The organism is Streptomyces sp. ISL-98, assembly GCF_018614055.1.
Lineage (GTDB): Bacteria > Actinomycetota > Actinomycetes > Streptomycetales > Streptomycetaceae > Streptomyces > Streptomyces spiramyceticus.
Genome location: NZ_JAGGPB010000003.1, coordinates 28,983 through 48,807, shown reverse-complemented (window position 1 = coordinate 48,807; position 19,825 = coordinate 28,983). Strand labels below are relative to the sequence as shown.

General features: G+C 71.5%; 17 protein-coding genes. 8 read left to right on the top strand and 9 right to left on the bottom strand.

What is annotated here, in order from left to right:
- The first annotated feature begins 12 nt into the window (after positions 1 to 12).
- The gene (locus J7I98_RS03075) at positions 13 to 639 is read left to right on the top strand and encodes an allophanate hydrolase subunit 1 (RefSeq protein WP_214916552.1); all 627 of its coding nucleotides are present in this window, start codon (positions 13 to 15) and stop codon (positions 637 to 639) included.
- A complete protein-coding gene (locus J7I98_RS03070) occupies positions 636 to 1,505 on the top strand; it encodes a biotin-dependent carboxyltransferase family protein (RefSeq protein WP_214916412.1) in 870 nt (289 codons plus the stop codon). Before J7I98_RS03075 ends, J7I98_RS03070 begins: the two co-directional genes overlap by 4 nt.
- Before the next feature lie 37 nt (positions 1,506 to 1,542).
- On the opposite strand, the gene J7I98_RS03065 is transcribed toward J7I98_RS03070, so the two are convergent.
- The 6 genes from J7I98_RS03065 to J7I98_RS03040 form a co-directional block, all read right to left on the bottom strand.
- Positions 1,543 to 5,154, bottom strand: a complete 3,612-nt coding sequence (locus J7I98_RS03065; protein ID WP_214916408.1) for a hydantoinase B/oxoprolinase family protein — start codon at positions 5,152 to 5,154, stop codon at positions 1,543 to 1,545.
- Positions 5,151 to 6,098: an SGNH/GDSL hydrolase family protein gene (locus tag J7I98_RS03060; RefSeq protein ID WP_214916538.1), complete on the bottom strand. Its 948-nt coding sequence runs from the start codon at positions 6,096 to 6,098 to the stop codon at positions 5,151 to 5,153. The genes J7I98_RS03065 and J7I98_RS03060 overlap by 4 nt, the downstream gene beginning before the upstream one ends.
- Positions 6,099 to 6,175: 77 nt before the next feature.
- Positions 6,176 to 7,336: a glycosyltransferase gene (locus J7I98_RS03055; RefSeq protein WP_214916405.1), complete on the bottom strand. Its 1,161-nt coding sequence runs from the start codon at positions 7,334 to 7,336 to the stop codon at positions 6,176 to 6,178.
- On the bottom strand, positions 7,333 to 8,523 hold the full coding sequence (locus J7I98_RS03050; RefSeq protein WP_214916402.1) for a glycosyltransferase family 1 protein: 1,191 nt from the start codon (positions 8,521 to 8,523) through the stop codon (positions 7,333 to 7,335). The genes J7I98_RS03055 and J7I98_RS03050 overlap by 4 nt, the downstream gene beginning before the upstream one ends.
- A 156-nt stretch (positions 8,524 to 8,679) precedes the next feature.
- Positions 8,680 to 10,098: a HEAT repeat domain-containing protein gene (locus J7I98_RS03045; protein ID WP_214916399.1), complete on the bottom strand. Its 1,419-nt coding sequence runs from the start codon at positions 10,096 to 10,098 to the stop codon at positions 8,680 to 8,682.
- 267 nt (positions 10,099 to 10,365) lie between these two features.
- Entirely contained in the window at positions 10,366 to 10,758 is a 393-nt protein-coding gene (locus J7I98_RS03040; protein WP_214916386.1) for an ankyrin repeat domain-containing protein, read from the bottom strand.
- A 261-nt stretch (positions 10,759 to 11,019) separates the two neighbouring features.
- Here J7I98_RS03040 and J7I98_RS03035 point away from each other — a divergent pair, with 261 nt between their 5' ends.
- The gene (locus J7I98_RS03035) at positions 11,020 to 11,214 is read left to right on the top strand and encodes a hypothetical protein (protein ID WP_018534760.1); all 195 of its coding nucleotides are present in this window, start codon (positions 11,020 to 11,022) and stop codon (positions 11,212 to 11,214) included.
- 37 nt (positions 11,215 to 11,251) lie between these two features.
- A complete protein-coding gene (locus tag J7I98_RS03030) occupies positions 11,252 to 12,898 on the top strand; it encodes an ATP-binding protein (RefSeq protein ID WP_214916383.1) in 1,647 nt (548 codons plus the stop codon).
- A 52-nt stretch (positions 12,899 to 12,950) separates the two neighbouring features.
- Here J7I98_RS03030 and J7I98_RS03025 read toward each other — a convergent pair whose 3' ends face one another.
- The gene (locus J7I98_RS03025) at positions 12,951 to 14,456 is read right to left on the bottom strand and encodes a PLP-dependent aminotransferase family protein (RefSeq protein ID WP_214916353.1); all 1,506 of its coding nucleotides are present in this window, start codon (positions 14,454 to 14,456) and stop codon (positions 12,951 to 12,953) included.
- Positions 14,457 to 14,557: 101 nt separating this feature from the next.
- Between J7I98_RS03025 and J7I98_RS03020 the strand changes: the two genes are divergently transcribed.
- The 4 genes from J7I98_RS03020 (at position 14,558) to J7I98_RS03005 (ending at position 18,005) form a co-directional block, all read left to right on the top strand.
- Complete coding sequence (locus tag J7I98_RS03020) at positions 14,558 to 15,205, top strand: YitT family protein (protein WP_214916340.1); 648 nt, start codon at positions 14,558 to 14,560, stop codon at positions 15,203 to 15,205.
- A complete protein-coding gene (locus tag J7I98_RS03015) occupies positions 15,205 to 15,966 on the top strand; it encodes a glycerophosphodiester phosphodiesterase (protein ID WP_374225062.1) in 762 nt (253 codons plus the stop codon). Before J7I98_RS03020 ends, J7I98_RS03015 begins: the two co-directional genes overlap by 1 nt.
- Positions 15,967 to 16,019: 53 nt before the next feature.
- Positions 16,020 to 17,375: an MFS transporter gene (locus J7I98_RS03010; protein ID WP_214916334.1), complete on the top strand. Its 1,356-nt coding sequence runs from the start codon at positions 16,020 to 16,022 to the stop codon at positions 17,373 to 17,375.
- Between the two features lie 255 nt (positions 17,376 to 17,630).
- Complete coding sequence (locus J7I98_RS03005) at positions 17,631 to 18,005, top strand: RNA polymerase-binding protein RbpA (RefSeq protein WP_003959706.1); 375 nt, start codon at positions 17,631 to 17,633, stop codon at positions 18,003 to 18,005.
- 158 nt (positions 18,006 to 18,163) lie between these two features.
- On the opposite strand, the gene fxsA is transcribed toward J7I98_RS03005, so the two are convergent.
- Both fxsA and J7I98_RS02995 read right to left on the bottom strand, forming a co-directional pair.
- Positions 18,164 to 18,736 (bottom strand): FxsA family membrane protein, encoded by a 573-nt coding sequence (fxsA, locus tag J7I98_RS03000; RefSeq protein WP_214916331.1) that lies wholly within the window; start codon positions 18,734 to 18,736, stop codon positions 18,164 to 18,166.
- Between the two features lie 42 nt (positions 18,737 to 18,778).
- Complete coding sequence (locus tag J7I98_RS02995) at positions 18,779 to 19,549, bottom strand: polyprenol monophosphomannose synthase (protein ID WP_214916328.1); 771 nt, start codon at positions 19,547 to 19,549, stop codon at positions 18,779 to 18,781.
- Positions 19,550 to 19,825 lie beyond the last annotated feature (276 nt).

The window sequence follows — 19,825 nt, the reverse complement described above, 5'->3', positions numbered from 1 at the left end:
GCCACGACAAGCATGAGGGCCCTGCCAGTCGGCGACCGGGCCCTCTTGCTCGAACTCGGCAGTGGCGAGGAGGCCGAGGCGCTCCACGCCGAGTTGCTGCGCCGCCGTGCGGCGGGCGCCCTCCCCGCCGTACGGGAGATCGTGCCCGCGGCGCGCACCGTACTGCTCGACGGCCTCGACGATCCGGGAGCGTTCGCCGAGCGGCTGGCCGGCTGGGAGATACCGCCGCTCACGCCGGGCGTCCGGGATGCGATCGAGATCCCTGTGCGGTACGACGGCCCCGACCTCGCGGAGGTGGCCGAACTGTGGGGCGTACCGCGAGACGAGGTGGGCCGGATCCACTCCGCGGCCGAATTCCGGGTCGCCTTCTGCGGGTTCGCGCCCGGCTTCGGCTACCTGACCGGCCTCGCGGAGCGGTACGCCGTACCGCGCAGGGCCACACCGCGTACGGCTGTCCCGGCGGGCGCCGTCGCTCTGGCCGGCCCGTACACCGGCGTGTACCCGCGCTCCTCCCCCGGCGGCTGGCAGCTCATCGGCTCGACCGACGCCGTGCTGTGGGACCCGCAGCGCGTGCCTGCCGCGCTGCTGGCGCCGGGCGCCCGGGTGCGCTTCGTCCCCGTCCCGGCGGAGGCACTGTGACGGACCGGGCCTTCGCGGTCGTAAGGGCCGGGGCGCTGACGTCCGTTCAGGACCGGGGGCGGTCCGGCCACGCGCATCTGGGCGTGCCGCGCTCGGGGGCGCTGGACCGGCCCGCGAGCGGCCTCGCCAACCGCCTGGTGGGCAATCGGCCGGACGCGGCTGTCCTGGAGACGACCCTCAACGGCTGTGCGGTGCGGCCGCGTTGTGCGGTCACCGTCGCGGTCACCGGTGCGCCGTGCGCCGTCACCCTCGACGGGCGGCCCGCCGCGTGGGGGGCGCCGGTACGGGTGGCGGCGGGGGCGGTGCTGGAGCTGGGGCCGGCGGTACGCGGCGTACGCAGTTACCTGGCCTTCGCCGGAGGGGTCGCCGCCGAGCCCGTGCTGGGCAGCCGCTCCACCGATCTGCTGTCCGGGCTGGGCCCCGCGCCGCTCACCGACGGAGCGGTGCTGCCGCTGGGCGGCGTAACAGGGGCGCCTGTGTACGCCGATGCGCTGCCGTGGCAGGGGCCTCCCGGCGAACTGGTGCTGCGGGTGGGGCCGGGGCCTCGTGCGGACTGGTTCACCGGGCGCGCTCTGCGCACCCTGGTAACGGCCACCTACCGGGTCTCCTCGGCGAGCAACCGGATCGGGCTGCGCACCGAAGGCCCCGCTCTGGAGCGCGCCGTACACGCTGAACTGCCCAGCGAGGGCATGGTCCTCGGGGCGGTACAAGTGCCGCCGGACGGGCGCCCTGTGGTGTTCCTGGCCGACCACCCCACCACGGGCGGCTATCCGGTGATCGGGGTCGTCAGGGAACCGGATCTCGCCGCTGCGGCGCAGGCCGCCCCGGGCACCCCCGTCCGCTTCGTCCCGGCGGGGCGGCGCTGATGGCCCCTGAGGCGCCCCAGGGGCCCCTCAGGGGCCATCAGGAGCCGTCAGGCACGCCGTATCCGCCCCCGCCCGGCGTACGCACCACCAGCGCGTCCCCAACCCCCACTTCGGCCGTGTCGCACCCCTCTAGCGGCGTGACCGTACCGTCGGCGCGCTCGACGAAGTTGCTGCCCGTCGCGCCGGGACCGCCGCCCGCCATGCCGTACGGCGGGACGCGGCGGTGTCCGGACAGGAGGGCCACCGTCATCGGTTCGAGGAAGCGGATCCTGCGCTCCACACCGCACCCGCCCTGCCACCGGCCGTCTCCCCCGCTGCCGTCGCGGACGGAGAAGTTCTCCAGGAGCACGGGGAAGCGCCACTCCAGCACTTCGGGGTCCGTGAGGCGCGAGTTGGTCATGTGGGTCTGTACGGCGTCGGCACCGTTGAATCCGTCGCCCGCGCCCGAGCCGCTCGCCACGGTCTCGTAGTACTGCACGCGCTCATTGCCGAAGGTGAGGTTGTTCATGGTCCCCGAGCCCTCCGCCTGGACGCCGAGCGCGGCATACAGCGCACCGGTGACGGCCTGCGAGGTCTCGACATTGCCCGCCACTGTCGCGGCCGGATAGACGGGCGCGAGCATGGACCCCTCAGGGACGCGGACCTCCAGCGGTTTCAGACAGCCGCTGTTGAGTGGGATTTCGTCGTCGACGAGTGTCCTGAAGACGTACAGAACAGCCGCCATGACCACGGACTTGGGGGCATTGAAGTTCCCGGCCTGCTGTGGTGCGGTCCCGGTGAAGTCCAGCACCGCACTGCGCGCCTGACGGTCCACGCTCAGTGCGACCTGGATGACCGCCCCGCTGTCGGTCTCGTAGCGGTAGGAACCGTCCCGCAGTCCCGCGACGATACGGCGTACGGACTCCTCTGCATTGTCCTGTACGTGCTGCATGTACGCATGGACCACATCGAGGCCGAACTGGTCCACCATGCGGCGCAGTTCGGCGATGCCCTTCTCGTTGGCGGCGATCTGGGCCCGCAGGTCGGCGATATTGGTGTCCGGGTCGCGCGAGGGGTACGCGGCGGTGGTCAGCAATTCGCGGGTCTCCTCCTCGCGCAGCCTGCCGTCCCTCACGAGCAGCCAGTTGTCGAAAAGCACCCCCTCTTCGTGCACCGTACGACTAAAGGCAGGCATGGATCCCGGGCTGATGCCGCCGATCTCCGCATGGTGTCCGCGCGAGGCCACCAGGAACCGCAACGGCCCTCCCTCCCGGTCGAATACGGGTGTCACGACAGTGACGTCCGGCAGGTGCGTTCCACCGTGGTACGGGTCGTTGATGGCGTATACGTCGCCCGGGCGCATGGTGCCCTCATTGCGCCGCAGCACCTCCTTGATGGACTCGCCCATCGAGCCGAGGTGCACGGGAATGTGCGGAGCGTTGGCGATCAGGTTGCCGTCCGCGTCGAAGAGCGCGCAGGAAAAGTCCAGCCGCTCCTTGATGTTGACGGAGTGGGCGGTGTTTTCGAGGCGTACGCCCATCTGCTCGGCGATGGCCATGAAGAGGTTGTTGAACACCTCCAGCATCACGGGGTCGACGTCCGTGCCGACCGCCGTCCTGCCGGGCCGCGGGCGCACCCGCGTGAGGAGCAGATGGCCGTGTTCCCCGGCGGCCGCCTGCCAGCCCGGGTCGACCACGGTGGTGGCGTCGTCCTCTGCGATGACGGCGGGCCCTTCGACCGTGTCCGTGGGGTGCAGATCCTCACGGCGGTACAGCGGGGTGTCCTGTCGGCTCCCTTGCGTGAACATCCGCACCGTCGCACGCGCCTTCAACGCGCCCGCGCTCTCTCCGATGGTGGTCTGCACTCCGACCGGGCTGTGCGGTCCCGCCGCGCCCACTGCCTCGACCGAGACGGCCTCGACGACCAGTGGCTTGTCCATGGTGAAGGCGTAGCGCGCCCGGTGGTCTGCTTCGAAGGCCGCGGTCATGTCCGGGACGCTGCCCAGCGCCACGGGCAGGCTCGCGTCCGTACCGGCGTATCGGAGCAGCACCCGGGCGCGTGTGGTGATCGCCGAATCCGCGATGCCGTCGGCGCGCAGCTCCTCGCGGGTACGCCCGGCCAGCCGGTCGCACAGTTCGCGTACGCGCCCGAGCGCCCCCTCGTCCAGCTCGGCCTCGACCGACTGCTCGCGCATGGCGGTGGCGTCGGCGAGCCCGATGCCGTACGCGGAGAGCACTCCCGCGAGCGGCGGCACGACCACCGTGTCGACGCCGAGCTCGTCGGCGACGGCGCACGCGTGCTGGCCGCCGGCGCCGCCGAAGCTGGTCAGGGCGTACCGGGTGATGTCGCGGCCGCGCTGTACGGAGATCTTCTTGACGGCGTTCGCCATGTTGAGGACGGCGATGTCGAGGAAGCCGGACGCGACCTCCTCGGGGCTGCGCCGTACCCCTGTCGCCTCGGCCACCGTGTCGGCCAGCTCGGCGAAGCGACGGCGCACCGTCTCGCCGTCCAGGGGCTCGTCGCCGTGCGGGCCGAAGACGGCGGGGAAGTGCTCCGGCTGGACCCGGCCGAGCATCACATTGGCGTCGGTGACGGTGAGCGGGCCGCCGCGCCGGTAGCAGGCGGGGCCCGGGACAGCGCCGGCCGAGTCGGGTCCGACACGGTAGCGCTGGCCGTCGAAGTGCAGGACCGAGCCGCCGCCCGCGGCGACGGTGTGGATGTTCATCATCGGAGCGCGCATCCGTACGCCCGCGACCTGGGTGCCGAATTCCCGCTCGAACTCACCGGCGTAGTGCGACACATCGGTGGATGTTCCGCCCATGTCGAAGCCGATGACGCGGTCGAAACCGGCCTGCCCCGACGTACGGGCCATGCCGACTACGCCGCCAGCGGGGCCCGAGAGCACGGCGTCCTTGCCACGGAAGTGGGCGGCTTCGCGCAGGCCTCCGTTGGACTGCATGAACATCAGCCGGACGCCGCGCAGTTCGTCGGCGACCTCGTCGACGTAGCGGCGCAGGATCGGGGACAGGTACGCGTCCACGACGGTCGTGTCGCCGCGCGGCACCAGCTTGATCAGCGGGCTGACCTCGTGCGAACAGCTGACCTGTGTGAAGCCGAGCTCGCGGGCCACGTCCGCGACGGCGCGCTCGTGGTCGGGGTGGCGGTAGCCGTGCATCAACACAACGGCGGCGCTGCGGAAGCCGTCGGCGTGCGCGGCGCGCAACTGCTCGGTGACGGCGCCGATTTCCAGCGGGCGTACGGTCGCCCCGCGCGCGTCGATCCGCTCCGGTACCTCGACGACTCGCTCGTACACCGCCTCGGGCAGGACGATGTGGCGGTCGAAGAGGCGGGGACGGTTCTGGTAGGCGATGCGCAGGGCGTCCCGGAAGCCTTCGGTGACGACGAGTACGGTCGGCTCGCCCCGGCGTTCGAGGAGCGCGTTGGTGGCGACCGTCGTGCCCATCCTGACGGCGTCGATCCGGTCGGCCGGGACGGGCTCGTCCGGGCCGAGCGCCAGCATCAGCCGGATTCCGGCGACGGCGGCATCCCGGTAGCGCTCCGGATTGTGCGAGAGCAGTTTGCGGGTGACGAGCCGTCCGTCGGGACGTCGGCCCACCACGTCGGTGAAGGTGCCGCCACGGTCGATCCAGAATTCCCAGCGCCCGCTCATTCCCCCATTCTGGCAAGAGGCGGCGCCGAAACCGGTGCGGTTACGGCGGCGAGCGCGGCCGAAAGCGCCTGGGACGCACGCAGATCGAGGCGCGCGCTGGTGCCGCGCGCTCCGTGCTGCAGCTCTGCGGCGGCCAGCTGGAGCAGCTGCGGCAGCAGGTCGGTGGACCGGCGGGCCAGCCATCCCGTGCCCGCCGTGAGCAGCCAGAGGAGCGAGGCTGCGCGGGTGGGCGGGGGCTGCTCAGGTTCGTGTCGCGGCGGGGCACCGGAGGCGAGCCCCTCGACGGCGAGGAGGGCGTGAAAGCGTGCGGCGATCAGCCGGTGCCCTCGCTCGCCGGGGTGGAGCCGGTCGGCGCTCCAGAGGTCGCGGTCGGCGACCCAGGGCCCGTCGGCGATGTGCAGGTGTACGGCGCCGTAGCGGGCGGACAGGGCGTGCACGACGGCGTTGACTGCGCGCTGTCTGCGGGCCAGTGGGCGGGCCAGCGGGGCCGGGAGACCCAGCATGGTCCCGGGGTCCGGCAGGCAGGCCGTCAGCAGTACGGCGCCGCATCGGGTGAGCGCGGCACAGACCCCGTCGAGCCGCACCGCGACGTCGTGGATGTCGAAGGTGTGGCGGAGGGTGTCGTTGACGCCGACAACGACGGAGGCGATGTCGGGGGCGTAGGCGAGGGCGTCGGGTGCCTGGCGTTCGGCGACGTCGCGGGTGAGGGCGCCGCTGACGGCGAAGTTGCGGAATTCCGCGGGCTGGCCGGGCGCGGCGAGTCCGGGGGCGAGCAGTGCGGCCCAGCCGCGCCATCCGCCGGGCACGGGGTCGCCGACACCCTCGGTGAGAGAGTCGCCGAGCGCGGCGAAGCGGAGGGCGGGCGCGGAACGGTGGCAGGCTGCCTGCGGCGCTTTCCCCTCCCCGCCCCTTCCCGACTGTGACGTTTGCGGCTGCCGCCGCAGGGGGCTCCGCCCCGGACCCCGCTCCTCAAACTCCCCCAAGGACTTCGTCCAGAGGGGATCCCCAGGGGCTGAAGGTTTCACGTCGGCACCCCCGGCACCCGCATCCGCACTCGCGCCTGCGCGTCGTGCGCCGCCAAGAACGCCTCCACCGCCGCCGGCCACCCGAAGAGCTCCGCCCGTGCCCTGGCCGCCGTGCGGCGTGTCGCTTCCGGGCGGGCGAGCAGCTGCTGTACGGCGTCGGCGAACGCATCGCCCGAGTCGGCGGCCGCCAGTCCCGCGCCCCCGATCACCTCCGGCAGCGCCGACGACGCACTGGCAACGACCGGAGTGCCGCAGGCGAGCGCCTCCAGTGCGGCCAGACCGAAGGTTTCGGCGGGGCCGGGGGCCAGGCAGACGTCCGCCGCCGCCTGGAGGTCCGCCAGCTCTTCGCGGTCCCCCAGGTGCCCCAGGAAGACCGCGGGCAGCCGCTGCGCCCGCGCCCTGCGCTCCAGCCCGTCCCGCAGTGGCCCGTCTCCCGCGACCGTCAGCACGGCCCGTACGCCCCGCCCGCGCAGCGCGCCCAGCGCGTCGAGTGCGGTGCCGGGGCGCTTCTCGACCGACAGGCGTGAGCACAGGACCAGCAGTACGTCGGCCCCGCGCGCATGGCGGGCGCGCAGCGCCGTACTGCGGCGCCCCGGCCTGCACCTGCGCAGGTCGACACCGAGGGGGGCACGCACCACATTGCGTGCGCCGATACGTACGAACTCGCGCTCCGCCCACTCCGTGGTGCACACGATCCGCGAATACGCCCACGCACTGCGCAGGTTGAGCCGGTCGGCAGTCCGCCCCGCCACTGCCTCGGGCAGGCCCCAGGTACGGAGCACGCCGTCCGCCGTCTCGTGCGACACCATCACCGAGGGGACCCTGTGGCGCCGTGCCCACTCCCCCGTCCAGCGCAGCGACGTACGGTCGGACACTTCCAGACGGTCCGGTGCGAGGGTTTCGAGGAGGCGGCGCAGGCGGCGCCGGTTCGCGAGGACCCGGTAGCCGCCCGTGCCGGGCAGCACGATGCCCGGCAGCGTGATCACCCGCCCCTGTGCCGTGAGTTCGTCGCTCTCCCGCTCGCCCGGAACCACCAGCACCGGCTCGTGCCCCGCCGCGCAGTAGCCCCGGCCCAGTTCCCGCAGGGCGGTGCGTAGGCCGCCCGACGAAGGCGTGACGAAATTGGCCAGCCGTACGATCCGCAGTGACCCGCTCATGCCGCCACCACCGTGCGCTCGTACAGCACCTCGGCATAGTGGCCGAGCAGTTGGTCGCCGACAGCGGCCCAGGTCCTGCCTTCGACAGCCACCCGCCCCGCCCTTCCGTACGCCGTCCGCAGTGCGGGGTCGGCCACGAGTAGGGACACCGCCGCCCGTAGGGCCCCGGCGTCGCGCGGTTCGACCAGCAGGCCGGTGCGCCCGTGGTCGACGAGGTCGAGCGGGCCGCCCGCCGCGGGGGCGATCACCGGCACCCCGCTCGCCATGGCCTCCTGCACGGTCTGGCAGAAGGTCTCGTACGGTCCGGTGTGCGCGAATACGTCCAGGGAGGCGAAGATGCTCGCGAGGTCCTCGCCGGTCCTGCGCCCCATGAAGACGGCGCCCGGCAGTGCGGCCCGCAGCGACGGCTCGCTCGGCCCGTCCCCGACGATCACGACCCGTACTCCCGCGAGGCCGCACACGCCCGCCAGGAGCTCCACCTGCTTCTCGGGAGCCAGCCGCCCGACGTATCCGACGAGGAGTTCCCCGCCGGGCGCGAGCGCGCGCCGCAGCGCCTCGTCGCGCAGGGACGGCCGGAACCGCGCCGTGTCCACGCCGCGCCCCCACAGCCGGACCCGGGGCACCCCGTGCTCCTCCAGGTCCCGCAGGGAGGCCGTGGAGGGCGCGAGAGTGCGATCCGCCGCGCTGTGTACGGCCCGGATCCGCCGCCAGGCGGTTCCTTCGCCCGTGCCCATGTACGTACGGGCATAGCCGGCGAGGTCGGTCTGGTAGACGGCGACGGCCGGAATGCCCAGCCGGGCGGCGGCCGCCATCCCGCGCACGCCGAGGACGAACGGGCTGGCCAGGTGGACCAGTTCGGCCCGGTGCGCGGTGAGTGCGGCGGCCACCCTACGGCTGGGCAGCGCCACCCGTACCTGCGGATAGCCGGGCAGCGGAAGGGAGGGCACGCGCACCACGGGGTACGGCGGCCCGTTTTCGTGGCTGGTTCCTGAGCCGGACTCGGAGCCCCATCCGGAGCCGGATCCAGATCCTGTGCCGGATCTTGAGCCTGTCCCGGCCGCGGTGGCCGGGGCTATCACGAGCGGGTCATGACCGCGGGCGGCGAGGTGCCGGGCGGTCTGCAGGGCGCAGTGGGCAACGCCGTTGACGTCGGGCGGGAAGGACTCGGTGACGATGGCGACACGCATATTCGTGTTGTCGTCCCGCCGGGAGTGGCCCGGCCGACTTGGATCTTTCCGTGCGGGGAACGTCCTATGAGCGTTTGGCCCCCCGTGCCCGTAGCCCGCTCACAGCCGGCCCGGGGCCGGACTGTAGCGCCCGCTCGGCGCCCCCGTAGCGCCCGCTCAGAGAGCGGGCGCGTCGGGCCCGATCCTGCTGCGTACGGCGGTCTGTACCTCGGCCTCCTCGGCCGGGTCGGCGGCCAGTCGCCGCAGTCTCTCCGCCACGCGTGCGTCGCCTGTCTCGGCGTGAAGTGCCGCCACTTCCCTGGTGGTTTCCTCGCAGTCCCACAGGCACTCGACGGCGAAGCCCGTGGCGTAGGAGGGGTCGGTGGCGGCCAGGGCGCGCGCCGCGCGGCCGCGCAGGTGCGAGGAGGCCGTCTCCCGGTAGATGTGCCGCAGTACGGGTGCGGCGGCACAGATGCCGAGCCGGCCCGCCCCGTCGACCAGGGTCCACAGGAGCAGTGCGTCCGGCCCGTCGGACCGTACGGTCTCCCGCAGCGCACCGAGTACGAGCGGGGCGTCCTGTGCCCCGCCCCGGCAGGCGAGCACGCCCGCCGCCGATGCGCCGAGGGCGTCGGGACGGTGGACCCACCCACGGGCCCGGTCCACCGCATCGTCGCCGCACATCCGCTCGAAGGCGGCGACTGCGGCGTCCGCGACCGTACGTGAGGGGTCCTGCGCGCCCGCTTCGATCAGGTCGAGGACGGCAGGGTCCCGTGATTCCGCGAGGTAGTGCAGCGCGGTGCTGCGCGCCCCGTCCTGGCCGCTGCGGGCGGCCTCGACGATCGCCGCGCGGTCGGAGGGTCCCGCCACCGCGGTCAGACAGCGGGCGGCCGGCACATGGAGCGGCGTACCCCGGTCCAGGCCCTGCTGTGCCCAGTCGAACACGGCCTGGACGCTCCAGCCGGGGCGGGGCCCGGTCGGCCGCATCTGTCGCTGCCAGCGGTCGAACGATCCCCGCTCACCCGCCGCCCGCACTCGGGCGCCGACCGTTTCGCGCGGGTCCTCCGCCCACAGGCGCCAGGGCCGGGGCTCGTAGGCGTCCCGTACGGCGGCGGCCAGATCGGCCTCGCCCTGCGGGGTCGCGGGGAATCGATCGAGGACGGGCACGGCGAGGCCGCGCAGTCCGGCGTCGTCGTCGCGCAGGGCGAGCTCGTCCAGAGCCCAGGCCCAGTTGGCACCGGTCCTGGCGTACCGCCGCAGCAGCACGAGGGCGTCGTTCCTGCCGTACGAGGCGAGGTGGCCGAGGACGGCGAGTGCCAGGCCGGTTCTGGCCTCGTCGGAGTCGACGAGGTCCTCGGGGTCGAAGAGGTGCTGCTCGATCGATTCGAGCCGACCGTCGAGATCCAGATAAAGGCGCGCGTAGTACAGGGAGCGGTTCTCGACCTGCCAGTCGTGGCGGGGATCGTCGAGAACACAGTGGCTGAGGGCCGCGAGCGCTTCGGAGCGGGGCGCGGCGAGCGCGTGCAGCGTGCCGTCGCCGCGGCCCCTCTGCAGGAGGCCGAGCAAGGTGCCGCTCGGCGCTATGACTGGATCGAACATGGGAAAAGCCTCACATCAAGCTGTCGACGCAACCGGGGACGTGCCGTGTCTAGGCCGCGCGACAACATGTCCGGCCGTCCGTCGTCGTCTCGTGCTCGCTGTAGACCATTTTCCTCTGCCTCTCGTCGGTGGGCCCGGAGCGGGCCCGCTCACATTCCCGTGGTCCGGCAACTTCTGCCCTTACCTCGTGCATGTGAATCCGACGTCATGATGACCCAGCCATTTCGCCGACGCGACCACATTTACGGCGCCCCGCGGCGGCGGCCCTCACTGGGCGCCGAACAGCTCCAGCAGGTCCTTCTTGTCGAACATGCGTGCCGTGTCCAGCGCGGACGGCGTTCCGGCGGCCGGGTCGGCACCGCCGCTCAGGAGGGCGCGGATCACCGCGTCCTCGCCCTTGAATACCGCGCCGGCGAGGGGCGTCTGGCCGCGGTCGTTGGCCCGGTCCGGGTCGGCGCCGCGGGCGAGCAGGGCGTCGACCGCCGCCGCGTGGCCGTGGTAGGCGGCGAGCATCACGAGGGAGTCGCCCCGGTCGTTGGTGAGGTTCGCGGATACGCCTGCGTCGACGTACGCGGCAAGCGCCTCGGCCTCTCCCTGGCGTGCCAGGTCGAAGATCTTCGTAGCCAGTTCGACCACTTCGGGATCCGGGGTTTCGCTCATCGGACGGACCGCCCTCCTCTGCCGTTCACTGCTGTGACCTGTGCGTACGGCAGCAGCGCCGTACGAGTGAATCGTCAGGGTACTGCCCGTCGGACGACATGACCCGGCCCACCTGCGGCAAAGATCCACGCGAGCGGACCATCATCGGCCAGTCCAGTGAAAAAACTGAAAAGTAACCCATTTGCACCTTTTGCCGTATAGATACATGCTGTGAGCCTGGAAGAACTCAGGGTGACTGTCCCCATCAACCAGGAGACCCACATGATCCTGTCCATCTCAGGCGTCGTGCTGCTTGGAATCATCGTCTTTCTGTTCTTCCGGAAAGACGGCCTCAAGGCGTCCCACGCGCTCGTCTGCGCATTGTTCGGCTTCTACCTCGCGGGTACGGCGATCGCCCCGAGTATCAAGGCAGGAGGCGCCAGCCTCGCCAGCCTTCTGGGCGGGATCAAGTTCTGACCTGCCGTAACCGCTTCAACACCCCCAGGAGACCGAAGTGGCCCGGCGAATTCGTCCACTCCCCCGCATTCTGAGCAGCGGCAGTGCTTCGATCACCCGCAGCCGCGAGATCGCGCGCACTGCAGCCGACAGCGCCACCGACGTCCTCCATCCGCTCATCGTCATCACCCGTGGCCTGCGGCAGCTGACTGCCGCCGGCCGGTGCAAGTGGACCGATACGCCCAAGGAGCGGCGTGGTTCCGCGCTGTTTCTGGTGGCGGCGATCGTCCTGGTGGTCGCGCTCATCCCGTACGGGCCGCTGCTCGCCCTGATTACGGTGATGGGCGCGGCCGCCTGGAAGGGAAGGGGATACATCGCGGTGCACGCCGGTCCCAGCCCGGCCGAGACCGACCGGCTCCGGGCCATCTACGAAGCCCTGGTCCCGTACTTCGCGGTGGCCGACGACCCCAGCCCTCTGTTCACCCACGGCGGCGAGTGGGACAAGGCCTTCTGCGAGTACACCTTCGAGGACGGACGGCTCGTCCGGCTCCTCGTGCAGTACCCGGCGCACTTCACCGACGGCGAAGCCGCGAGCCGCCGGCGCATCGAGCAGCTCCTGCACACCAAGTCGGGCCGCGGCCGCGAGTACCACTTCGACTGGGACGAGGAGGGCAACCTGCTGCTCATGAAGGTGCTCCCCGGACTCCCCACCTCCATCGCGGCACAGCGTTTCGTCACCACGCCCGGTGAGACCGTGCTGGGCTTCACCGACGCCGATGCGGTCCAGCGCACTGTGCCGGTCACTCAGGGAGACAAGACGAATGACGCTCCCCCGGTGATCTGGCGGACGGGTGCGCGCTCGACGGAGCCGCACCTTCTCGTCGTCGGACAGCCCGGGAGCGGTGCGACCAGTCTGCTGCGCTCGATCGCGCTGCAGGCCCTCCAGCACGGCGACGTAGTGATCGTCGAGGGCAGCGGTACCGGCGAGTACGCCTGCCTCACCGGGCGCAGGGGCGTTCTGGCCGTCGAATGCGGCCTCACAGGTGCGCTGGCCAGCCTGGAGTGGGCCGCGCACGAGACGGAGCGGCGGCTCATCGCCTCGAACCGGGCGCGTCAGTCGGGGCATCCGGCGCCCGACGACACCAGGCGGCCGCTGTGGATCCTGCTGGACCGGCCGAGCGTCTTCGGTCATCTGGCTGCGGCCGACGGGCGCACCGACCCCCAGGAGCTGCTCCAGGTGCCGCTGCGGCACGGCAGGGCCGCGAATGTGACGGTGGTGGTGGCCGAGCAGTTCGACACCATGGAAGCCCTCAGCGAGAGCGTACGGACGCACACGCGCGCACGTGCGGTGCTCGGCCCGGCGGTCCCCGCCCAGGTGGAAGCCGTACTGGGAGCGCCGCCGCACACCACACCGACCCGCGACGTGCCGCCCGGCCGGGGCTACGCACGGCTGGGCACCGGGCCTGTGATGCGGCTCCAGGTCCCGGCGACGCCCGACCCGTACGACGACGCGACGAGCGAGGCGCACCGGCAGGCCGTACTCGACCTGCTCCCCGAGTACCAGGTACTTCCGGAGCCCGAGCTGGGGCCGGAGTCGGAGCCGGAACCGGAGCCGTCGGAGCCGGATCCCGGTCCGGGACTTCAGACTCCGGCCCAGGGCCAGGCCCCGGTCCACGGACCGGAACCGGTGCCTGCCGAGGGCTGAGCCCCCGGCAAGCGACCTCTCAAGCTCCCGAGCGGCCTTGTCCGGCGACCTGTCAGGCGACGAAGGTCCGCGGCGTTTCCGAACCGGAGCTCGCTCCGCTTTCCACCAGCCTCGCGGCCGCCGCCAGACGCACGGCGGCCTCGTCCGCCACCGGGCCGCTCACGGTGAACGGCAGCCGCACATACCCCTCGAACGCACCGTCGACACCGAAACGCGGCCCGGAAGGCACCCGTACGCCGACCCGCTCGCCCATCTCGGCCAGCCGCGATCCGGAAAGCCCGCCGGTACGGACCCAGAGCGTCAGCCCGCCGCGCGGAACGTCGAACTCCCAGTCGGGCAGCTCCCTGCGCACCGCCGCCACGAGCGCGTCGCGGTTCTCCCGTGCCTGGGTACGGCGGATGCCCACGGCCTGCTCCCAGCCGCCCGTGCTCATCAGCCAGGTGACGGCGAGCTGTTCCAGGACCGGCGTCCCGAGGTCGGCGTACGCGCGCGCCGCCACCAGGCTGCGGATCACATCGGGCGACGCCCGGACCCAGCCGATGCGCATGCCCGCCCAGAACGCCTTGCTCGCGGAACCCACCGTCAGGACCGTGCTGCCCGCCGGGTCGAAGGCACAGACCGGCCGCGGCATGCCGACGCCCTCGTCCAGGTCCAGGGACAGCTCCGACATGGTCTCGTCGACGACGAGTACGGTCCCTGCCGAGCGCGCCGCGTCGACGAGCCCGCGACGCTGCTCCTCGTCGGCCAGGGCGCCGGTCGGGTTGTGGAAGTCCGCGACGACGTACGCGAGACGGGGGGCGGCGTCGCGCATGACCTGGCGCCAGCGCGGCAGGTCCCAGCCCGAGAGCCCTTCGGCCATGGCGACGGGCACCAGCCGGGCGCCCGCTTCGCGCATGAGCTGAAGGATGTTCGCGTACGACGGCGACTCGACGGCGATGCGTTCGCCGCGGCCCGCGAAGAGATGGCAGATCGCGTCGATCGCACCCATCGCGCCCGTGGTGACCATGATCTGCTCGGGCATGGTCGGGATGCCGCGCGCGGTGTAGCGGTCGGCGAGCATCTCGCGCAGCGCGGGCAGGCCCGCCGGGTAGTCGCCGTGGGTGTGCGCGTACGGCGGCAGCTCCTCCAGGGCGCCCTGGACCGCGCGCGTGAGCCACGGCTCGGGCGCGGGCAGGGCGGCGCACCCGAGGTCGATCACCGAGCCGAGGGACTCGGGCGGCAGGGGTTCGAGGCCCCGGGCGGGCAGCGGATTGCCGGCCGGGACGGCGGTCCAGCTGCCTGCTCCCCTGCGCGACTCCAGGAAGCCCTCCGCGCGCAGCGCCTCGTAGGCCGCGGCCACGGTCGTACGGCTGACGGCCAGCGCCACGGCGAGCTCGCGCTCGGCAGGGAGCCGGGCAGCGACCGGAACGCGTCCTTCCAGGACGAGCAGCCTTATGCCGTCGGCGAGGGCTCGGTAGGCCGGCGGCTTGCGCGTACCGGGCCCCGCGGGGCGGGGCTGCTGGGCATTGAGCTGCCTGGCGAGCTGAGCCACCCCGACCGCTGAAGTCCACTGAGCCATGATTTCCAGTCCACCTAACCCGAATTGGCCATGGATGGCATCTCCTGCCAAGCCACAGGGTGTCACGTGTCGGTCCACCAGCACTACCCAGGGAGCACTCCTTGTCCAGAGAACTCACCCGTCGGCTGATTCAGCTGTACGTCGGTTTGGTGCTGTACGGAGTGAGTTCGGCGGTCCTCGTACGGGCGGGCCTCGGCCTCGAACCCTGGGGAGTGCTGCACCAGGGGCTCGCCGAGCGGACCGGGATGACGATCGGAGTCGTGTCGATCATCGTGGGCGCCGCGGTCCTGCTGCTCTGGATCCCGGCCCGGCAACGCCCGGGCCTCGGCACCGTTTCCAACGTCGTGGTGATCGGCATCGCGATGGACGGCACGCTGGCCCTCGTGCCGGACGTGCACGGACTCGCCGGGCAGGTTCCGCTGATGCTCGGTGGCGTCGCGCTCAACGGGCTGGCGACCGGCCTGTACATCGCCGCCCGCTTCGGGCCGGGTCCGCGGGACGGGCTGATGACCGGGCTGCACCGGCTCACCGGGCGTTCCATCCGGCTCGTGCGTACCGCCATCGAGGTCGCCGTCGTCGCCGCCGGTTTCGCCCTGGGCGGCTCGGTCGGCGCCGGGACCGTGGTCTACGCGCTCGCGATCGGGCCGCTCGCGCAGTTCTTCCTGCGCTTCTTCGCCGTCCCCTCGCCGGGCTCCCGCAGTACGGTCGTCGCCACGCATACACAGGAACGCGCAATAATCCCCCGGTGATTCGCGTACGCCATCCCTATCTGGACCACCCCGCTCCGATCGCCTTCGCGCACCGGGGCGGGGCCGGTGACGGTCTTGAGAACACGGCGGCGGCCTTCAGGCGCGCTGCCGGTTCCGGGTACCGCTACTTCGAGACCGATGTGCACGCCACGGCGGACGGCCGGCTCGTCGCGTTCCACGACGCGACCCTCGATCGGGTGACGGACGCGCGCGGGCGCATCGCCGCGCTGCCCTGGAGGGACGTCAGCCGGGCGCGCGTGGCGGGCACCGAACCGCTGCCCCTCTTCGAGGAACTGCTGGAGGAGTTCCCGGACGCCCGCTGGAATGTGGACATCAAGGCGGAGCCCGCCCTGGGCCCGCTGGTCGACCTCGTCCGCAGGACCGGGGCCTGGGACCGGGTGTGCGTCGGGTCGTTCAACGAGAACCGCGTCGCCAGGGCGCAGCGCCTCGCGGGCCCCCGCCTCGCCACCTCGTACGGCACCACAGGCGTCCTGGGTCTGTGGCTGCGCGCACGCTCGGTGCCCGCCGCCCTGCGCCGCAGCGCCGTATGCGCTCAGGTTCCCGAGGTACAGAACGGCATCAGGGTGGTCGACCGCCGCTTCGTGCGGACGGCGCACGCCCTCGGCCTGCAGGTCCACGTCTGGACGATCAACGATCCGGGCCGGATGACGGCGCTCCTCGACCTCGGCGTGGATGGCATCATGACGGATCACATCGAGACGTTGCGCACGGTGCTGACCGAGCGGGGTACCTGGAACTGACCCGCACGCCCCGTGGCCCGCACCGGCACGGGGACGAGCGAGGGGGGCGCACGGTGAGAACTGACACCGTGGACCGTACGGACGGGGCCACCGCCCGCAAACGCGAGCAACAGGGCTGGTATTTCTACGATTTCGCCTGCTCCGTCTACTCGACGAGCGTGCTCACCGTCTTCCTCGGCCCCTACCTGACGACGGTCGCCAAGGCAGCCGCCGACGCGGACGGCTTCGTCCACCCGCTGGGCATCCCGGTGCGGGCGGGCTCTCTCTTCGCGTACACCGTCTCCGTATCGGTCGTAGTGGCCGTTCTGGTCATGCCTCTGGTGGGCGCGGTCGCGGACCGTACGGGCAGAAAGAAGCCGCTGCTCGCTGCCGCCGCGTACCTGGGAGCGACCGCTACAGCGGGCATGTTCTTCCTGGACGGGGAGCGCTATTTGCTGGGCGCGTTCCTGCTGATCGTCGCCAACGCTTCCCAGTCCGTCGCGATGGTGCTCTACAACGCCTATCTCCCTCAGATCGCCGAGCCCGAGGAGCGCGACAGAGTCTCCTCACGGGGCTGGGCGTTCGGCTACACATCGGGCGCCTTCGTCCTCGTCCTCAATCTCGTCCTCTACTCCGGCCATGAGAGCTTCGGGATTTCGGAGGGGACAGCGGTACGGATCTGCCTCGCTTCGGCCGGCCTGTGGTGGGGCGCCTTTACGCTCATACCCCTGCGGCGGCTGCGCGACCGCCGGGTGGAGCGGAGCGAGCCGCAGGCCGCGGGCCGGGTCGGTGCGGGGTGGCGCCAGCTGGTCGCGACGATCAAGGACATGCGCCGCCATCCGCTGACGCTGTCCTTCCTGCTGGCCTATCTGGTCTACAACGACGGTGTACAGACGGTCATTTCGCAGGCCTCGATCTACGGGTCCGAGGAGCTGGGCCTCGACCAGACCACCCTCATCACTGCCATCCTGCTGGTGCAGGTGCTCGCGGTGGCGGGCGCGCTGGGCATGGGCCGCCTGGCCCAGCGCTTCGGGGCCAAGCGCACGATCCTCGGCTCCCTCGCGGCCTGGACGCTGACGATCGGCGCGGGCTACTTCCTGCCGGCCGGGGCTCCGGTCTGGTTCTTCGCCCTGGCGTCGGCGATCGGGCTGGTGCTGGGCGGCAGCCAGGCCCTGTCCCGCTCGCTCTTCTCCCACCTGGTGCCGCGCGGCAAGGAGGCCGAGTACTTCTCGGCGTACGAGATGAGCGACCGGGGAATGAGCTGGCTGGGACCGCTGGTCTTCGGCCTCGCGTACCAGCTGACCGGCAGCTACCGGGATGCGATCATCTCTCTCGTGGCCTTCTTCGCGCTGGGCTTCGTACTACTCGCACGGGTGCCTGTACGGCGAGCTGTGGAGGCGGCGGGAAACCCCGTACCGGAGCGGATTTAGTGCTTGAAGTGAAAGGCCGGTAGTGTACGCCTTTGGCCTGCCAGGCGGACCGTTACTGCGCGCTCGGACATCGACAACGCTGGGTGACATCTGCTGCCAGAAGTGACAAACCGGGCACTGGTGGGTACAACAAGGGGCGGCACGACGGGCGACGCATGACCCGCAACGGGAATCTTTACCGCCGACCGGACGTTGACCGGATGACGACGACAGCGACACCTGTCCTGTGGGCGACAAGCCCGGGAGGCACGATTCATGAGTGAGCGAGCTCTCCGCGGCACGCGACTTGTGGTTACCAGCTACGAGACGGACCGCGGCATCGATCTGGCCCCGCGCCAGGCGGTGGAGTACGCATGCCAGAACGGACATCGATTTGAGATGCCGTTCTCGGTTGAGGCAGAAATTCCGCCGGAGTGGGAGTGCAAGGCGTGTGGCGCCCAGGCACTCCTTGTAGACGGCGACGGGCCTGAGGAGAAGAAGGGCAAGCCCGCGCGTACGCACTGGGACATGCTCATGGAGAGGCGCACCCGCGAGGAGCTCGAAGAGGTCCTGGCCGAGAGGCTTGCGGTACTGCGTTCAGGCGCCATGAACATTGCGGTGCATCCGCGGGACAGCCGCAAGTCCGCGTAATGCTTCGGCGTTGCGCCTGACGGCAGTCAGCACAACGGCAAGAGCCGCGGGGGTGTGACACAGCGAGTCTGTGTCACACCCCCGCGGCTCTTGTTCATTTCCGGCTTCATTTCCGGCCAATGATCTCCGGCCCATGATCCTGGGCCCAAGATTCTTGATCAGGGGGCGATCGGCGGCCTCGGGCCGTCGTCGCGTCGCGGCGCGGGCGCCCCGTCCTCCCTGATGACCTCACCCTGTACGACCTTGCCGTCCGGGCGGTGAATACGGGCCTGCTGGAAAGCGTCGCCCAGGCTGCCGGGAGTCGCCGCGCGCATCCTGCGCTCCAGCGACCGTTCGGCGTACCTGCCGAGCAGCGAACGCACGGGCGGCACGAGGAGCAGCAGCCCCGCCACGTCGGAGATCAGGCCGGGCAACATCAGCAGCAGGCCGCCCAGCATCAGGAAGCCATTGCCGCTGCTGCCCTCGCGCTGGGCGGGCGTCGCGCCCGACTGCTGCTGCTGGAGGGTCTCGGTGAGGTTCTTGAAGGCACGGCGGCCGGCCCGCTTGATGACCACGGCGCCGAGCACGACGCCCGCGATCAGCAACGCCAGGACGGTGAGTGCGCCCGCGGCGTCGGCCACTACGGTCAGCAGCCAGATCTCGAGCACCAGCCAGACGGCGACGCCAAGAGGTACGAAGGTGCGGGCGCGCGAGCGCCCCGGAGCTGTCGGAGTCGGTGAGCCGGTCGTCATGCTTCCAGTGTGCCTGGCTGGGCGCCTGGGCGGCGTAAAAGATCAGGAGGAGGGCTTGCGGCCCAGGAGTTTGTTCGCCCGGGAGCCGACGCCCCAGGCCGTTACCCGCCACAGCGCCTCGACGACGATGTCGCGGCTCATCTTGCTGTCGCCCAGTTCGCGTTCCACGAAGGTGATGGGCACTTCGACGACGTTGTATCCGGCCTCGACCGCGCGGCGGGCGAGGTCGACCTGGAAGCAGTACCCCTGGGACGCGACCTCTTCGAGCCCGAGCCCCTCCAGGGTCTCCGCGCGGAAGGCCCGGAAGCCGCCCGTGACGTCGCGGATCGGGACGCCGAGGAGCACCCGCGAGTACGTGCTGCCGCCCCGGGAGAGCATCTCGCGGTGCTTGGGCCAGTTGACGACGCGGCCGCCGGGCACCCAGCGCGAGCCGAGGACCAGGTCGGCGCCCTTGAGGGCGGTCAGCAGGCGGGGCAGTTCCTCGGGCTGGTGGGAGCCGTCGGCGTCCATTTCCACCAGTACGCCGTAACCGTGCTCGGTGCCCCAGCGGAAGCCCGCCAGGTAGGCCGCGCCCAGCCCTTCCTTGCCCTTGCGGTGCAGGACGTGGACCTGGTCGTCGCCGACCGCGATCTCGTCCGCGATCTTGCCGGTGCCGTCGGGGCTGTTGTCGTCGGCCACGAGAATGTGCGCGTCGGGCACCGCGGAGCGCACCCGGGAGACGATCGGCTTGATGTTCTCGGCCTCGTTGTAGGTCGGAATGATCACCAAGGCTCTGCCGAGCGGGCCGTAACGCCTCTGACCGCCGTCGTTCACTGCTGCCCCTTAATGTCCGTACACAGATGCACCACCATAGCGATCGTGCTCCGCGGGCCCGCACGGAAGGCTTCCCGATATCGGGGAAATCGGGGAAAACAGAAATTCGTTTCTGCGGATCGGGGCCCGGCGTCCTTCGGGCCGGCCTCGGACCCGCCGGCTGCGGGTCGGCCGAGAGCCGTTGTCTACTGAACATCCGGGCCCCACCCGGGTCACACCCTCCCCCGAGCTCGCGAGGAGCAGGAGGGGACATCCTCCCGGCTGAAACCTTCCCTC

Coding starts and splice junctions, on each gene's coding strand:
- J7I98_RS03075 (WP_214916552.1), top strand. CDS start 13: ATGAGGGCCCTGCCAGTCGGCGACCGGGCCCTCTTGCTCGAACTCGGC.
- J7I98_RS03065 (WP_214916408.1), bottom strand. CDS start 5,154: ATGAGCGGGCGCTGGGAATTCTGGATCGACCGTGGCGGCACCTTCACC.
- J7I98_RS03055 (WP_214916405.1), bottom strand. CDS start 7,336: ATGAGCGGGTCACTGCGGATCGTACGGCTGGCCAATTTCGTCACGCCT.
- J7I98_RS03050 (WP_214916402.1), bottom strand. CDS start 8,523: ATGCGTGTCGCCATCGTCACCGAGTCCTTCCCGCCCGACGTCAACGGC.
- J7I98_RS03045 (WP_214916399.1), bottom strand. CDS start 10,098: ATGTTCGATCCAGTCATAGCGCCGAGCGGCACCTTGCTCGGCCTCCTG.
- J7I98_RS03040 (WP_214916386.1), bottom strand. CDS start 10,758: ATGAGCGAAACCCCGGATCCCGAAGTGGTCGAACTGGCTACGAAGATC.
- J7I98_RS03035 (WP_018534760.1), top strand. CDS start 11,020: ATGATCCTGTCCATCTCAGGCGTCGTGCTGCTTGGAATCATCGTCTTT.
- J7I98_RS03025 (WP_214916353.1), bottom strand. CDS start 14,456: ATGGCTCAGTGGACTTCAGCGGTCGGGGTGGCTCAGCTCGCCAGGCAG.
- J7I98_RS03005 (WP_003959706.1), top strand. CDS start 17,631: ATGAGTGAGCGAGCTCTCCGCGGCACGCGACTTGTGGTTACCAGCTAC.
- fxsA (WP_214916331.1), bottom strand. CDS start 18,736: ATGACGACCGGCTCACCGACTCCGACAGCTCCGGGGCGCTCGCGCGCC.